Origin of the sequence: Ruegeria sp. Alg231-54, assembly GCF_900143525.1 — a bacterium.
Taxonomy (GTDB): domain Bacteria; phylum Pseudomonadota; class Alphaproteobacteria; order Rhodobacterales; family Rhodobacteraceae; genus Ruegeria.
The window spans coordinates 107,964-122,426 of record NZ_FREZ01000014.1 but is presented as its reverse complement, the minus strand read 5'-3'; the positions used below and the strand labels follow the sequence as shown (position 1 = coordinate 122,426).

The 14,463-nt window shown below is 55.9% G+C and carries 18 protein-coding genes and 1 tRNA gene; 7 read left to right on the top strand and 12 right to left on the bottom strand.

Annotation, left to right across the window (positions count from 1 at the left end):
• Nucleotides 1-412: integrase core domain-containing protein (locus DHN12_RS20330; protein WP_159090090.1), on the top strand; the 412-nt coding region annotated here is incomplete at its 5' end.
• A 190-nt stretch (nucleotides 413-602) separates the two neighbouring features.
• Here the strand turns inward: DHN12_RS20330 and DHN12_RS20325 are convergent.
• From DHN12_RS20325 to DHN12_RS20300, 6 genes are all read right to left on the bottom strand, one after another.
• Nucleotides 603-2,258 (bottom strand): tyrosine-type recombinase/integrase, encoded by a 1,656-nt coding sequence (locus DHN12_RS20325; RefSeq protein WP_108861804.1) that lies wholly within the window; start codon nucleotides 2,256-2,258, stop codon nucleotides 603-605.
• Nucleotides 2,255-2,671 (bottom strand): AlpA family transcriptional regulator, encoded by a 417-nt coding sequence (locus DHN12_RS20320; protein ID WP_159090089.1) that lies wholly within the window; start codon nucleotides 2,669-2,671, stop codon nucleotides 2,255-2,257. The genes DHN12_RS20325 and DHN12_RS20320 overlap by 4 nt, the downstream gene beginning before the upstream one ends.
• Before the next feature lie 12 nt (nucleotides 2,672-2,683).
• Nucleotides 2,684-2,932 carry an AlpA family transcriptional regulator gene (locus tag DHN12_RS20315; protein ID WP_108861802.1) on the bottom strand — a complete coding sequence of 83 codons (249 nt, stop codon included), beginning with the start codon at nucleotides 2,930-2,932 and terminating at the stop codon, nucleotides 2,684-2,686.
• Between the two features lie 116 nt (nucleotides 2,933-3,048).
• Complete coding sequence (locus DHN12_RS20310; RefSeq protein WP_108861801.1) at nucleotides 3,049-4,068, bottom strand: hypothetical protein; 1,020 nt, start codon at nucleotides 4,066-4,068, stop codon at nucleotides 3,049-3,051.
• Nucleotides 4,061-5,266 (bottom strand): integrase arm-type DNA-binding domain-containing protein, encoded by a 1,206-nt coding sequence (locus DHN12_RS20305; protein ID WP_108861800.1) that lies wholly within the window; start codon nucleotides 5,264-5,266, stop codon nucleotides 4,061-4,063. Before DHN12_RS20305 ends, DHN12_RS20310 begins: the two co-directional genes overlap by 8 nt.
• Nucleotides 5,267-5,430: 164 nt before the next feature.
• Nucleotides 5,431-5,506: transfer RNA gene (locus DHN12_RS20300), tRNA-Thr, on the bottom strand.
• A 164-nt stretch (nucleotides 5,507-5,670) separates the two neighbouring features.
• Between DHN12_RS20300 and DHN12_RS20295 the strand changes: the two genes are divergently transcribed.
• The gene (locus DHN12_RS20295; RefSeq protein WP_234416709.1) at nucleotides 5,671-6,567 is read left to right on the top strand and encodes a hypothetical protein; all 897 of its coding nucleotides are present in this window, start codon (nucleotides 5,671-5,673) and stop codon (nucleotides 6,565-6,567) included.
• A 13-nt stretch (nucleotides 6,568-6,580) separates the two neighbouring features.
• On the opposite strand, the gene DHN12_RS20290 is transcribed toward DHN12_RS20295, so the two are convergent.
• Nucleotides 6,581-6,847, bottom strand: a complete 267-nt coding sequence (locus tag DHN12_RS20290; RefSeq protein WP_108861799.1) for a DUF2312 domain-containing protein — start codon at nucleotides 6,845-6,847, stop codon at nucleotides 6,581-6,583.
• Nucleotides 6,848-7,008: 161 nt separating this feature from the next.
• Between DHN12_RS20290 and DHN12_RS20285 the strand changes: the two genes are divergently transcribed.
• On the top strand, nucleotides 7,009-7,227 hold the full coding sequence (locus DHN12_RS20285; RefSeq protein WP_058277022.1) for a hypothetical protein: 219 nt from the start codon (nucleotides 7,009-7,011) through the stop codon (nucleotides 7,225-7,227).
• A gap of 9 nt (nucleotides 7,228-7,236) precedes the next feature.
• Here DHN12_RS20285 and DHN12_RS20280 read toward each other — a convergent pair whose 3' ends face one another.
• Complete coding sequence (locus DHN12_RS20280; protein ID WP_058277021.1) at nucleotides 7,237-7,452, bottom strand: hypothetical protein; 216 nt, start codon at nucleotides 7,450-7,452, stop codon at nucleotides 7,237-7,239.
• 245 nt (nucleotides 7,453-7,697) lie between these two features.
• On the opposite strand from DHN12_RS20280, the gene DHN12_RS20275 reads away from it, so the two are divergent.
• Genes DHN12_RS20275 through DHN12_RS20260 form a run of 4 tightly spaced genes read left to right on the top strand, consistent with a single transcriptional unit; the run spans nucleotide 7,698 to nucleotide 9,888 of the window.
• Nucleotides 7,698-8,561 (top strand): MBL fold metallo-hydrolase, encoded by an 864-nt coding sequence (locus tag DHN12_RS20275; RefSeq protein WP_108861820.1) that lies wholly within the window; start codon nucleotides 7,698-7,700, stop codon nucleotides 8,559-8,561.
• Between the two features lie 32 nt (nucleotides 8,562-8,593).
• A complete protein-coding gene (locus tag DHN12_RS20270; RefSeq protein ID WP_108861798.1) occupies nucleotides 8,594-9,016 on the top strand; it encodes a YeeE/YedE family protein in 423 nt (140 codons plus the stop codon).
• Nucleotides 9,016-9,447 (top strand): DUF6691 family protein, encoded by a 432-nt coding sequence (locus tag DHN12_RS20265; protein WP_108861819.1) that lies wholly within the window; start codon nucleotides 9,016-9,018, stop codon nucleotides 9,445-9,447. The genes DHN12_RS20270 and DHN12_RS20265 overlap by 1 nt, the downstream gene beginning before the upstream one ends.
• Before the next feature lie 9 nt (nucleotides 9,448-9,456).
• On the top strand, nucleotides 9,457-9,888 hold the full coding sequence (locus DHN12_RS20260; protein WP_108861797.1) for a TIGR01244 family sulfur transferase: 432 nt from the start codon (nucleotides 9,457-9,459) through the stop codon (nucleotides 9,886-9,888).
• Nucleotides 9,889-9,906: 18 nt separating this feature from the next.
• Here the strand turns inward: DHN12_RS20260 and DHN12_RS20255 are convergent, their stop codons facing one another.
• The 4 genes from DHN12_RS20255 to DHN12_RS20240 form a co-directional block, all read right to left on the bottom strand.
• The gene (locus DHN12_RS20255) at nucleotides 9,907-11,013 is read right to left on the bottom strand and encodes a FliM/FliN family flagellar motor C-terminal domain-containing protein (RefSeq protein ID WP_108861796.1); all 1,107 of its coding nucleotides are present in this window, start codon (nucleotides 11,011-11,013) and stop codon (nucleotides 9,907-9,909) included.
• Between the two features lie 77 nt (nucleotides 11,014-11,090).
• Nucleotides 11,091-13,769, bottom strand: a complete 2,679-nt coding sequence (locus DHN12_RS20250) for a sensor histidine kinase (RefSeq protein ID WP_108861795.1) — start codon at nucleotides 13,767-13,769, stop codon at nucleotides 11,091-11,093.
• Nucleotides 13,769-14,071: a hypothetical protein gene (locus DHN12_RS20245; RefSeq protein WP_108861794.1), complete on the bottom strand. Its 303-nt coding sequence runs from the start codon at nucleotides 14,069-14,071 to the stop codon at nucleotides 13,769-13,771. Before DHN12_RS20245 ends, DHN12_RS20250 begins: the two co-directional genes overlap by 1 nt.
• A complete protein-coding gene (locus DHN12_RS20240; RefSeq protein ID WP_108861793.1) occupies nucleotides 14,068-14,448 on the bottom strand; it encodes a response regulator transcription factor in 381 nt (126 codons plus the stop codon). Before DHN12_RS20240 ends, DHN12_RS20245 begins: the two co-directional genes overlap by 4 nt.
• Nucleotides 14,449-14,463: the final 15 nt, after the last annotated feature.

Below are 14,463 nucleotides of genomic sequence, written 5' to 3'. Positions count from 1 at the left end.
CAGCCGGGAGTGCCTAGCGATTAGAGTGAAGCGCAAGCTGAACTCGGTCGATGTGATCGATGCCCTGACGGATCTGTTCATACTGCGGGGTGCACCCCGCTTCATACGTTCAGACAATGGGCCAGAATTCATCGCCCAGGCCGTCCGAGACTGGATCACCGCAGTTGGCGCCCAGACGGCTTACATTGAACCTGGGAGCCCGTGGGAGAACGGATACTGTGAAAGTTTCAATGGCAGGTTCAGGGACGAGTTGCTCAACGGTGAGATCTTCTACAGTTTGCGCGAAGCACAAATCCTGATCGAACAATGGAGGAGACACTACAACACAAAACGCCCCCACAGTGCTCTGGGCTATCGCCCGCCAGCGCCCGAAACCATCATCCCGATGGATCACAGGCCGATCATGCACTAACAATCAACTTGGACCAGTCAGATGAGGCTGCTCATAATTTATTACGCAATCCTGAAGGATTCTTAGTTCCTCACAGAGATTCTTTTGGAACATTGTGAGCGGTAAGTTTGCCTAACCCCGTCTCAGCATGTTCGGCGTTTGGTGAAAGAAATTTTTTGCGCTGTTCTCGTAGATTTCCGAAGTCTACCTTCTACGCATCTCCGCCGCTCGTGTTCAGCGCGGTAAATGCCCCCTGCTCCAGCACCTCATCTCCATCGCGGGCAGCCGCACGCCTTTCGGCCAAACGTTTTGCCATGTTGTACTCGTCACTGCCCCGTTCGAAGCGGCTTTCATAGAAGTCGAGCACCATCGCGTTTTCCTTGGCGGTTAGCAAACCACCAGTAGAAAGCCCCTCGATAATGCTGCGACGTTGATGGTCCGACATTTTTCCATAGTAGATTTCAGTGATTTTTTCGTTCGTATGGCCAAGATTTAGGGACCAGGCTTTACGGTCTTTGGGAGAGGTGCAAAGCTCATCCCCAAGCGCCTTGAGCGTATCACGAACAGAGTGCGGTGTGCATTTGCGTCCGATCTGGGAGGTGGCGAGATCAAAGGCGCAGCTCACGGCTGAGGAGGATTTCATCGGGGGTACGGGGCTGATCTCTGATCCTCGTTGTTTCAGATGTGCAAGCTCAGGGAAGACAGCGTCGTCTTGGGTGAAGCCCATTACCATTAGCTCCGAAAGCCAGCTTACGAAAACCTCTTGGAAGGCTTCAGTACGCGGGAAGAAAACACTGCGAAAGCTCTTCCCATTCTTTGCGCGCATTTCTAAGGCGTCCTGAACCAGCTCCCCTTTACAAAGGTCAATATGTTTCAGTCTCAGCGTAGTGAGCGCTGCGGCGCGTAACCCACTGGCATAAGCACAAGCAACCATGGCGCGATCACGGCGCTCCGCAATCGTGCGATCAGGCATCTTCTCCAACATCTTTTCCGCCTGCTCGATCGTCAGATAGTCGCGATCATCACGCGGCAGGGTTTTGGCGTGTACCGCCTTTGGAAGCTCCAGATAGAGTGGGATGTTTTGACTCAAACGCTTGTAGCCGTCCTGAAGCCGGAGCCATTCGAAGAACTGGCGAACCTGCGACGCGTGGTGCCGGATGGTAGAATTACCCAAACCACCTTGCTCTTTGAGCGTTTGGCCAAGATTGACCAAATGATCACGAAAGTCTGCGGCGTCCTTTGGCGTGACCTTGTCGAAGGCTTTGCCTCCTAGGAAAACCTCCAGCATGCGGATGCTCCGCAGATGGGCGCGTTTGGTCGAAGTCTCAAAGCGCCCAGCATAGACTTGCCACTCATGCACGATCCGATCGTTTGTCGGGTACCAAACCGTCTCGCGAAAGCCGGGTTTATTCCCGGTATCAGCTGGGATCTCACAATTACTTTCGTCTATCAGAGCCAGGCTGGTACCCGACATAAGGCATTTTTCTATTCTGTCGTATTCTGACGCTTTCAGTAACTTTGTTACCTGGGCATCGCAGGTAGCGCAGACGCCCACCGCCATGTACCTATGACTGGAGGTTGTCATCAGCGAGATCGACTGTGGTGCGGGATAACATGCGCTGCCGCAGCTCAAACAATTGAACTCACCCTGTTTCAGTTTAGCGAGCGGTTTGCGCTTCTGGCCATTGTGGTAGCGTTGCAGCTCAGCCCCACGAAAAATAAAAGGACGCAGATCGTCTGATTTCCGCAGGCCGGATTTCATCCAGTCGGTGATGGCATTGCGGCGAACATTGTAGATTTTACACAGTTCATCTACCGAATAGACCTGGTCTTGGCAGACCTTCACCTTGTAGTGGGCCCGTGTCATATTTCGCGCCCCGACTTTCGATTTTTCTTTTTGGTTTGGCGTGATGCTTCAGCCAGTTTTTTCTCAAACGATAGCAGGCTGGATAGGCGCCAGCGACTGCTGTTTGGAGGCAGCTTGATCGGTGCGGGTAGAACGCCAAGCTCCACGCGTTTCCAAACTGTTTGGCGAGCGATGCCGAAGCGTTTGGCCACTTCAACGTCTTTGAGATAACGTTCGTCTTCGCCGAGGTTTTCAGCTTCTATCGCCTTCAATGCAGCAACCTGCACTGGCGTCAGAGCGGGCGGATTGGAATGAAGCTGAACTTGAGTCTGAACCCCGCCTTGATTGGTGTCATACACAGGCGGTTGCGAACCGGCAGTAGAGGGATCTGCGAACAGATCCCCCATAGCAGAATTGTAGCTGAATTTAGCCATCGGCACCCCCATTTAGAGATGCCCAGTTATGGGAAAGAGAAAGGTTCGGGAGCTGGTGCATTTAGCGCCCTCCCGCAAGAGTTCGCGGATATCACCAACACGCCAAGCTGTCGTGCGAGGCCCGAGACGTACAGGCTGAGGGAAGCGCCCAGCACGGACGCCTGCCCACCACGTCGAACGGGATACAGGCACGGGACCGTGAGGGTGCAGGATCTGCTTTTCGCGCAGCAGCGCTTCGTTGGGAAGATCGTCAAATTGCATCGTAGTCCATCTATGTTTGTTACAGATGGTCCAAGGCTGACAAGGTCCGGTCTTGTGCAGCGATTATCCACGAAGTCCGATCGTGGATCCACGATGTGAATTATATTTTTAAGGGTTCAGTCGCTCCAATAGTTGCTGTTGACGTGCAATTCACTTGCCTCCTTTAGAAGCCTACGAACCGTTTGCTGATCCACCCCGCAGCCAAGTTCAGCAGCTTTGTCCGCAATCTGCTTCGGCACGTCAGAGCGTTTTTGGATGGGCGTATAACTGTGACCGTCCACTGCGCATGCAATGAGGGCTTTTTGAAGCGTTGCGATCCGTGTAGTGCTTGCAGACTTTTGCGCCCGGCTGTTTTCGGGGGAGGAAGAGGCCTCAAGCTTTGCGTCCAAAGCAGACAGGCGCTCATCTTTCGCTCGCAGCATATCTCGAAGTTTTTCGTTCTCCGCGATGATTTCCGCATTCTCGACAACGGTATCCGGATGCTGGCCATCGTGAGGCGGCATCCCCACGGCACGCCGCCACGCTAAGGACACATAATACCCCCTTTTCGCCAGCCAAAGCAGATAGTCCTTTGCAGGCGCCTTCTCACTGATTTCCCCGATCTCTAACGCCCTTTCCAATATCAGGAACCTGTCGTCACGCTCACGTATCGTCTCTCCGGTTTCCGGGGCGTTACCGCGCCAGCTTTCTGTGCGGAATGGCTTAAAGTTCAGCGACAAATCGATTGCCTCGCGGGCTGTCCAATAAGGTTTTCGGACCCATTCCCCGATCAGAATCCGTTCCTGCCCAGCGTATTCAGGGGAAAGAATTTCCTTCCTTCGATGCGCAAAATGCTGACCGTCAAATACGATCGGACGTTCCGGTGTGATGGCTAGCCACCAATCTGCATGGAACGGTAGGTTGTTGCGCTCTGCCCACCAAAGCCAAAAAACAGGCGCGCCAAATCGTTCACCCGACCGCTTCGTTCTAGTTAGTAGCGCACTGTGGTCATCCAGCTCCTTTGCGGCTCCGGCATCATCCGGCGAAATGCCCAACGCAAGTAGGACCGCGTCTTTGAGGGACCAACTGCTCTGATAGACCCAAGCTTGGATCAATTGTTCGGTAGGTTTTACCGGGGCTTGTTCACATTCAATCATGTCCCAGTTTTTCCTTCTTCATCTTATCAAGTTGATCTGCCCACCACTGTGTCAAATCAACTCGCTCATCCCAGTGTGTTCCGCGTGCATATGCCCGGCGGATTTCGTTCTTTTCCACATGGGCGAGGGCTCGCTCAATGGCGTCCGGATGCCAGCGGCCGGACTCATTGGCCAGTGTGGAAAACATTGCCCGAAAGCCATGCGCCGTCATCTCGTCCTTCTCGTATCCCATGCGGCGCAGCGCGGCATTCAAAGTATTGTCGCTCATGCAGCGCTTGGATGAACGTACCGATGGAAAGAGCAACTTGCCCCAACCCGTCAGGTCGCGCAGTTCCTTCAAGTGATCGAAGGTTTGGCGGGAAAGCGGTATTGTGTGAGGCCGCCGCATCTTGGCGCGATGTGCCGGAACAGTCCACGCCATTCTGGCCTCGTCGATCTCATCCCACTCCGCCATTCGCAACTCTCCGGGGCGCAGGGCAGTCAATGCGAGCAGTTGCAACGCGAGGCGCGTAGTTCTTTGACCAGCAAACCCGTCGATAGCCCGGAGCAATGCACCGACCTGCGCCGGATCAGTGATTGCCGCGCGGTGCTGTACTTGGGGCCTGATCAGGGCATCCTTCAAACCATAGGTCGGATCGTTATCCGCGAGTCCCAGGGCGATCGCATAGCGAAAGACGGCCCCGGCAGCAGACCGCATCCGTACGGCGGTTTCGTGATTGCCCTTTTTTTCCATCTTCTGCAGCGGAACCAGAATATCCCGTGCTGTTATTTGCGTGATCGGCATTTTCCCGATGTCTGCGGAAAGTAGCCGGTGAAACCAGGCGGTCTTTGTCAGCGTTGCTTCGGCACGGCCTTCGCTGCGCTTCTTTTCCAGCAGTTCTGCCGCCAACTTGGAGAAGGTAGCGTTGTTCTCTGCCTCTTCTCTGGCTTTTTTGTCTTTGCGCACGCTGGAAGGATCTTCGCCATTTGCGATCAGGCTGCGGGCGTCGTCCCGTTTCCGTCGCGCATCGGCCAGTGTCACTTCTGGATACTTGCCCAGCGCCAGCAGCTTTTCCTTTTGGAACCAACGATACTTGAAGCGCCAGAGTTTCGAACCGTTCGGCTTCACCAGCAAATAAAGCCCGTCAAAATCGGCCTGCTTGTAGGGCTTCTCCCTAGGTTTCAGAGCCCGAATCCGTGCGTCGCTCAAAACAGGCATTGGGGGTACCTTCCAGTCACCGTGTGGCACGTACCCCAATTTGGTACCCCATTTGGGGGCAGATTACAGCGCACGTGGCAGGACAACATCGGACAATCCGAAAGTAGAAATCCTGCAACTACAAGCTACTATCAGTCAAAATCGAACGCAACTGGATGTTAAAGTGGTGCCCCCACACGGACTCGAACCGCGGACCTACTGATTACAAATCAGTTGCTCTACCAGCTGAGCTATAGGGGCGCTGGGTGTCGATTACTTTCTCTTTTAACGGACTGCAAGCCTCATTTTTTATCCAAACTTAGGGAATTTGGATTTTCCTTGTGATGCGGCCGATCACCTTTAAGTGGGGGATGTAGATTTGACTGTCCCTGGCACAGCCTGTAACTCGGCAGGCAGGTTCAGGAATGCAAGGACAAGAACCAAACATGCAGGTTGCTATCCACGCAGGCGCGGCTTTTACCGATGAAGGGCGACTGCTCAGGTCGTTGCAAGCCAATGGGGACGTACTGGCCCGAAATGGTGCGACTTTCTTTGGTCCTCGTCGTTATCGGCAAGTGTTCAAACCCGCATTTCAGGCCTTGAATACGCGCCCTCCATTGCCAGATGAGATTGAAAGTATGCGGGGCAATCTTCCAATCCACCCAGAGGTAAAGCGCGCCATTTTCATCAGTGAAGAATTCATTGGCGAGAAAGACGTGGTTATTGCCGATGGGCAATTCTATTCTTCCGCGGGCAAACGCTTATCTGTTCTGGAAGAGTCCTTTAGCGATTGTCAGTTGGAATTGTATCTGGCGCTCAGGAACCCCGGCAGTTTTATCCCGAAATACCTGATGTCTATACCGGAACAGGCGCGCGAGGACGTGATCCGCAACAATGATCTTAGTCACCTCAGCTGGGTTGAGATGATCGAAGATGTTCGCGACTTTGCCCCCGAGGTGCAGATTACCCTGTGGTGCAATGAGGACATTCCGCTCCTGTGGGGGGACGTTGTACGCAGCGTCGGCGGGCTTGCTGCGGACGCTGCGATCAAAGATGAGTATGACCTGCTGATCTCTTTGCTGACCGAAGAAGGTCAATCACAAGCCCAGGCGATTCTGGACCAGGTTTCGACGCTTTCACAGTCTGAGACCCGAGACGTTCTTGCAGACATTCTGGCGAACCATGCTCAGCCGGACAAAATGGAAGAAGAACTGGACCTGCCCGGCTGGAGCGACGAGATCATCGACGCATTTTCCGAACTGTACGAGCAGGATCTGACCAGGTTGGAAACGATGGCCGGGGTAAAGGTCCTGAAACCCTAACCCCAGGCGCGGCTCACATTCCCAACGCTTCCTTATACATTTCAAGTACCGCCTCTTCTTCGGCAATTTCGTCCTTGTCGCGTTTGCGCAGCGCGATGACCTTGCGCATCACCTTTGTGTCGTAACCGCGGGCTTTGGCTTCGGCCATGACCTCTTTCTGCTGCTCCGCCAGATCCTTTTTCTCGGCATCCAGGCGTTCGATCCGTTCCACGAACTGACGCAGCTCGCCCGCTGTCACACGGTAGTTGGCGGCGGCCTGATCTTCGGTCACGTCTTCCATATTCATCTCTCCAAAAGGCTGCGATCTGATGCATTAGCAACGGCAGTTAGCCGGATACATTGCCGCCGCGTGAGCTGCAAGCATCCAATCCTCGATGGGCTTGTGCGCGGTCGGTCGATCCGCTAAGCGCAACCAGGATTTGCGGAAAAATGTGGGGAACCATGTTCGAAATCATCACCTGGGGCGGTGCCGCCCTGTCACTTGCAGGCCTGCTGGGGCTGGTTTGGTGTATCCTGCGTGTGATGAAAGCGCGCAAATCCGGCCTGTCGGACGATGAATTGCGCGCCGCTGTTCAAAGCGTCCTGCCGTGGAACCTGGCTTCGCTTTTTCTTTCGGTGATTGGCCTGATGCTGGTGATCTTGGGAATCTCGTTCGGCTGATACTTCGCATCAGACCGGCATATTGTCGAACTGCGCCTCTATGGCATCTTCGCACAAAGCCGCATCCAGGTGCCGCAGGCGCGATGGCACGTGCATGCCTTCCTGACGCATCCGATCAATCACTTTGGTTACACTGGGCTGAAGAGCAAGCCGGGTCTCAAAACAGGCATTCTGCAGCTTTTGCTCCAGATGTTCGGCTTCGGAATACAAACTTTTTGCAGACATTTTATTCCTCCCAATTTCTATCACTGTCGCCGATATAGGTAACGGTTTTAAGACTTGGTTATCTTGGCGAACAAACGCGCGGAAAACTGCCTGTCGCCCACCCGGTATCGGCAACCTAAGGCAGAATGATTAAATTCTAATCGGATTTGGATTAACTTGCCTTGACACGCATCAAATCAAAGATTGCCGGTTGCATCATATTCTGAAAAACATATATGATGAACTGCGCGCTGACGGAGAGCCAGATGACACCAATTGTGAAAGCGTTTTTCGACCCTGAAACCAATACGGTTTCATACCTTGTGCAGGAACCCGAAGGGACGGCCTGCGCAATCGTCGACAGCGTTCTGGACTTCGATCACGCCTCGGGCCGAACGAAGACCGACTCAGCGGATCAGATCGTCGCTTATGTTCGCGACAATGAGCTAAGGGTCGAGTGGATTCTGGAAAGCCATGTGCATGCTGACCACCTTTCAGCGGCACCCTATCTGCAACAGGAACTGGGCGGAAAGATCGGCATCGGTGAACAGATCGTAACGATCCAGGAAACCTTCGGGAAAATCTTCAATGAAGGGACCGAGTTTCAGCGCGACGGCAGCCAGTTTGATGCTTTGTTCCGCGATGGCGACAGCTTCCATGTTGGGCAGATGCGTGGCGATGTTTTCCACACGCCCGGCCATACGCCCGCCTGCATGACATATGTGATCGGAGACGCAGCTTTTGTCGGTGACACGCTGTTCATGCCGGATTTCGGCACTGCGCGATGCGATTTTCCCGGTGGGTCTTCGGAAATGCTGTTCGAGTCGATCCAGAAGATCCTGGCCTTGCCAGATGAGACGCGCATCTTTGTTGGCCATGACTACAAAGCGCCGGGGCGTGATGAATTTGCGTGGGAGACAACGGTCGGAGAGCAAAAAGCCCTGAACGTCCATATCGGACAAGGCAAATCAATCGAGGAATTTGTCGAGATGCGTGATGCCCGCGATGCGACCTTGCCTATGCCGCGCCTGATCCTGCCGTCCCTGCAGGTCAATATGCGGGCCGGACAGATGCCGCCTGCGGACGAACAGGGCGACGTATTCCTGAAGGTGCCGATCAACAAGTTGTGACGCAGACCCATCAGGCGAACTGAGGATAACGAATGTACATTGAATGGATTTGGGGGCTTGCCGGTGGCCTGCTGATCGGCTTGGGCGCCGCAGTCTACCTTCTGGGCAATGGGCGCATCATGGGCGCCAGTGGGATTCTAGGCGGGCTGGTTGATGGCAGTGACCGCACGTTAGAACGCCTAAGCTTCATCGCAGGCGTCATCGCGACACCGCTTGTTTTGAGCCCCCTGCTCTCTTCTGCGCCCATGACACATCTGACCGACAATTTCGCAGTGATCGTCATCGCCGGCCTTTTGGTTGGCGCAGGAACGCGCATTGCCAATGGATGCACCTCGGGGCACGGGGTATGTGGTATTTCTCGATTCTCCGTCAGGGGCATCATCGCGACGTTGATCTATATCGGCGCAGGTGGGGCAACAATTGCCCTGATGCGCCATATATGGGGGCTGATTTGATGCGGGTTCTCGTATCAATGCTGGCTGGATCTCTGTTTGGTGCCGGCCTTTTGATCTCGGGCATGACCGATACCACCAAGGTTCAGGGGTGGTTGGATGTGTTCGGGAACTGGGATCCCACCCTGGCATTTGTGATGGGCGGCGCGATCCTGCCGATGCTCATCGCGTGGAGAATGACGGCCCACCGCAGGCCGCTGACCGGTGGTCAGTTTCCTAAGATGAGCCCGCCCGAGTTGGACCGTCGCCTGATTATCGGTTCCGTGATGTTTGGCATGGGCTGGGGCTTGTCCGGGCTTTGTCCTGGACCTGCCATCGCGTCCATAACCTACGGCGGCCTTGGCGGCCTCGTGTTTCTGGCTGCGATGATCACAGGAATGTTTGCGGCGCCCGGGCTTGGTGCACAACTGGACAGATCCGCAAACGCGGCCTAAGCAATTGCCATGGAGATTCGACCAATAACCCCCCGCTATGCCGTCTCGCCCCAAATCACGGTCGAGGACGTCCCAGCCATCGCCGCAGCTGGTTTCGTTAAGGTCATCTGCAACCGTCCCAATACGGAAGTTCCACCAACCATGCAGTCGGATGCAATCGGACAGGCCGTCCGGGCAGCCGGGATGGAATATGAGGTTCTGGAACTGACCCACCAGACCATGACGCCCGGCAATGTTGCCCTGCAACGAGAATTGGCTGAAAGCTGCTCTGGCCCCGTTTTAGCCTATTGCGCATCGGGCACCCGCTGCTCAGTGGTTTGGGCTTTGGGTCAGTGCGACCACATGAGCGCGGATGAGATCCTCGAGGCCACAACCAAAGCCGGTTATATGCTGGACAACCTGCGCCCCGCGCTTGAGCATATGCGCGGTTCTGACGGCTAAGGACCTTTTGCAATCAGGTTAGGTTGGGTCAGCAATGTCGTCCAATCCCGTCAGACCTGCCAGTTGCGAAATTTCGACCGCCATCTGATCCGGGCTGCCAAAGCCCAGATCGCCCTCCAATTCGTTCAATGCCACTGCATCCATTGGCATGACCTCAAGTGTAGGATCGATTGGCATCGGATCTTTCAGAGCGTCTGGAACGGGCGCGTTGCTTTGCGCTTCCAGAAACTCGGGCATTTCAGCTTGCTCCAACGCCGCAGCCGAAGCACATTCGTTCAACCGTACTGCGCGCATTCCCCCGCATTGTCCCAAACGTCCAATTGCAGCCCGCGTTCGACCAATTGTCAGGATTTCCGCACGATCCAGCCGTGATCCGGTCAACGGTAGAACGTCCCCAACTGACAGCCCGGACAGGGTTGCCAATGGCACTGACATCCTGCCGATTACCGTATTCAACTCGGCCCGGACACCCCCCGACGCTTGCTCAAGCTTCGGGCCGGCAGCAACTTGAATTTCATCATCGGCCCCCTGCTCTGACGGTGTATCGGGCAACAGCACTGTGATCTGCCCCTGTCGTAGCCCGCCGCCAAGTTCTACCGTCAGGTCAAACACGCGATATGCGTCTTCGACCATAGCCAGCGACAATGAACGCAGATCCGCCATCCGCGCCCGGAATTCATAACCGGCAAGACTGGATTGATCGGCGGCTGTATCGACCAGCGCGACGGCCCTGGTCAAAGCGTCTTCGACCAGCGGTGCCACCATTGCTGCATCCGTATCTGTGTACTCCCGCGCTGTTGGCGGGCTCGGCATAACTTCACCAATTGTCTGCACTTGCACGATCGCTGACACGACCCCCATATCCGCGCAAATCGCAGCGGACATCCCGTCCGCGTTGCCTAGGCGCAACAGCATCCAGTCCGCATCAACCACCTCGGCCAGCGTGTCCTGAGCTTTGAGAGACTGTCTTGCACCGATCACCGATAACGGCAGCTGAAACCGATCCCCTGCCGTTCGCGCAAAGGCCAGTCGCAGGGCACGAAGAACGGAACGCGGCTTTTCACCTTGTTCCTCTTGTCCTGCCGAAAGTTTGCGCGCCAAAGCTGTGCTGACAGACTGCGTCATGCCCGATACCGATTTGAGTTTCTGAATCTGGTATCCGGTCTAACCCGAGGCGGGTTACCAATGTCTTTATGTTCGCATTATTGCGCAGCTTGCCGGTGCGCCAGCGGAAGGCGGACGCGAAAGGCCGCGCCGCCCTGCCCGGGAAGATAACTGATCTCGCCGCCCAGACGCTGCATGATCTCGCGGCAGATCGCCAGCCCCAGACCGGCGCCACCCGCCTTGTCCCCACCGACACGGGCAAACTTTTCGAACACCATCGATTGCGCTTCGGGTGGGATGCCACTGCCGTTATCGGTGAAATCAATGACGACCTGGCCCCCGACATCATGGGCCGAGATGGTCAGAACGGGTTCATCCGCGTCGCAGTATTTCTGCGCGTTCGAAATCAGATTGATAAAGACCTGGCCCAACCGATCAAGATCAGTGTTTAGCGGAATACGCTCGGACGGTCGCGAGCGGCGAATCCTTAGTTTTGGATGCGACCCCGCCAATGAGCTTGAGACCGCCCGATCCAGGATCGAACCAAGGGTATCCCCACCCATATTCAGGCTCACACGACCGCTTTCCAGAACGCTCAGGTCCAGCAAATCGTCCAGCAGGCGTGTCAGCCGTAGCGCCTCATCATGGATAATCGCGGCATAGCGCGTTTGCTCTTCGGCACTCAAACCATCCGTATCGCGCATGATCTCGGAAAAGGCCCGGATTGAGGTCATCGGCGTCCGAAGTTCATGGCTGACCTGACTGAGGAAACCGTCTTTTTGTTCGGAGATCTGCGTCAGCTTGGTATTCGCCTCACGCAGTTGGCGCGCGGTTCGGCTGAGCTCGGCGGATTTGGCCTCAAGCTGGCTGGAATACTCCAACAGTTCCGCCGACTCATCAGCCACTGCAAGCAAGTCCTCAACCGAAACGGACGATCCACCGACAATCTGCCCGATCATCGCATGGGCGGTGGCCGCGCCGACCGAGCCGCTCAGTTCACGTTCCAGTCTTTCCAAAAATCCCGGCGTAGGTTCCGGCAGGCTTGTCCGTCCACCCTGTGCTTCGGCTTCGTGCTGAAAGAACTCCTGCGCCGGGCCAGAGCCCAGAATGCGCTGTGTCATGATCATCAGGTCTTCGCTTTGCGCCACCGACCCGGTCCAGCCAGCCGGTGAGACCGAGTGGTCAAAAACATTGACGAACTGCGCACCCTGAAGACGCTCCAACGGGCTGGGAAAGCTCAGCAGGGACGCGGCGCAGAATGCAGCCGTGTTCAACGCCAATGACCACATAACCGAGTGGACCATGGGGTCCATTCCTTCGATCCCGAACAGGGCCCGTGGACGCAGCCAGCCCCACCCGAAGGGGCCGTTTTGCAATACCGAGTCGGGCATTATTGCGCCGCCCATCCCCGGTAGTAACAAGGTGTAAATCCACAGCACAAAACCAACCGTCAGCCCAACCAACGCCCCGGTTCTCGTGGCCCCACGCCAGAACAACCCACCAACCAGCGCTGGCAGGATCTGGGAAATGCCCGCAAAGGCCACCAGTCCGATCGACGCCAGTGCAGCCCCACCGCCCGACAAGCGGTAGTAATAGTAGCCCAGCGCCATGATGACCGCGATGGACACTCGCCGCGCCATCAGCACCACGTTACGCACATCACCCGAGACCGAACCCGCGCCCCCTTGCGTGCTCAGCCAGATCGGCATGACCAGATGGTTCGACACCATGGTCGACAGCGCCATTGCCGTCACGATGACCATAGACGTGGCCGAGGAAAACCCGCCGATAAACGACAGCATCGCCAGCCAGTCGTTGCCCTGCGACAAGGGCACCGTCAGCACGAACAGGTCTGGGTTCGAGCCTTCGGGCATCAAATCCAGCCCCACGACGGCGATGGGCACCACAAACAGGCTCATCAACAGCAGATATAACGGGAAAGCCCAGGCAGCGGTTCTCAGGTGCCCCTCATCCGCGTTCTCAACCACCATCACCTGAAACATTCGCGGTAAACAGATGAAAGCGGCGGCCGAGAGGAAGATGAAGGTCGTCCAACGCCCGGCATCCACATTCCATTGCCCGATTTCTGAAGCATCGATGCGATCCATCATCGGGCCAATCCCACCCGCAACGCCCCAAACAACGAAGACGCCGACCGCAAGCAAGGCGAACAGTTTGACGACCGATTCCAACGCAATGGCGGTGACAACGCCGTGGTGACGCTCATTCGCGTCCAGGTTTCGAGTACCAAAAAGGATCGCAAATACCGCCAGGCCCGCAGCCACCCAAAACACACTGGAACCTTCTCGGTAGAGGCCCGAGGGATCAGCCTCGGCAAAGATGGAAAAAGACAGGGTAATGGATTGCAATTGCAACGCGATGTAAGGCGTTCCACCCAATACGGCCAGAATGGTCACGCAAATGGCCAGCGTGTTGGATTTTCCATATCGCGACGAAATCAGGTCTGCGATGGATGTTACCCGCTGGGTGCGTCCGACCCGCACGAGCTTGCGCAAACCCCACCACCAGCTGAGCATTACCAGCGTCGGGCCAAGATAGATCGTGACAAATTCCAACCCGGACCGCGCAGCATTTCCGACCGCGCCATAAAAGGTCCAGGCCGTGCAATAGATCGACAGCGACAATGTATAGATTAGCGGAGACCGCAACCACGCCCCTCGGCCAGCGGCCGCCATCCGGTCAGCGGCAAAAGCCACCCCGAACAACAGAACGACATAGCCGAGGCAAACCAGGATCAGAACGTTTAATGTGGCCATCAATCCGACTCTGCCTCGGCATCGTCACTTACAACCATTCGTCTGGCTGCAAATCCAAAGATCAGACTGATTACGATCAGCAAAGCCCAGCACGTGAAGATATACAGAATTGCTGAAGACAGCGGCACACCATCTTCAGATGAGCCTTGGCTTGGCCAGAGCAGCGGAATGGCAACAAGAGCGCCCCCCAGAATGGGCAAAAGACGCGCGGCATCCATCAACCTGCGGCGGCGATAACTCTGACGCTCGAGAAATAGCGAAGGCCGGACCCCTTGGGGTTTACGATCTTCGCCCGAGTTCATGACCGTGTTGCCTGCGCGTGCAAGTCTCGCACAGCTGTCAGTACTTCGGCGTTGGAAAAGGGCTTGGTCATAAAGCGGCTGACCCCGGCATTTTCGGCCATTTCCCGGTCGCGCGATTGCCCGCGCGCGGTCAGCATCAAAACGGGCAAATGCTGCATGCCCTCAAGCTGGCGCAGGTTGCGCAAAATCTCCATCCCGCTTTTGCCGGGCAGCATAACGTCCAGTATGACCAGATCAGGATTTGCGCCCTGGATGACTTCTATCGCATCCGACCCTTCTGCGTGCGTTTCAACATGCCATCCCTCGCGGGTCAGCAAAAATCGAATGGCCTCAGCAATGTTAGGCTCATCCTCAATTAACAGAACCTTACGGCTCATATGTTTCATCCCTCC